At 52.1% G+C, this 380-nt stretch carries 1 pseudogene; it reads left to right on the top strand.

What is annotated here, in order from left to right:
* Nucleotides 1-380: pseudogene (locus KNP98_RS16350) on the top strand (copper amine oxidase); the annotation flags it as partial.

Genomic DNA, 380 nt, shown 5'->3' with positions numbered 1-380 from the left:
GCTGATACGAAAGCCGCTGACCTCCGGTCAACACTCAACAGCCTCGCTGCTGAACACGTCGCTCTTGCGAACCTCAGCATGACGGCAGGTCTCGATCAAGCGAAAGACTACGATGCTGCAAACTGGGCGGAAGACATGCACACAGCTGACTTCAAAGCCGCGATCAAATCAATCTACGGTGAAGCCGGTGCGGATCAGTTCGAGCAAGCTTGGACGAAAAACCACATCGAAGCACAAGCGAACCTCGTCACAGCAGCCATCAACGACGATAAAAAAATGATGACTGACGCACAAGACATGCTTAAAATGTTCTCGAACGACTTCGGTGCGTTCCTCGGAGCAGCAACGGAAGAAAACCTTCCGACGAAAGCAGCACAAGA

It is taken from the genome of Exiguobacterium sp. s127, assembly GCF_018618695.1.
GTDB classification, from domain to species: Bacteria; Bacillota; Bacilli; order Exiguobacteriales; family Exiguobacteriaceae; genus Exiguobacterium_A; species Exiguobacterium_A oxidotolerans.
Note: the sequence above shows the minus strand (reverse complement) of the source record. Positions and strands in the feature narration are given on the sequence as shown.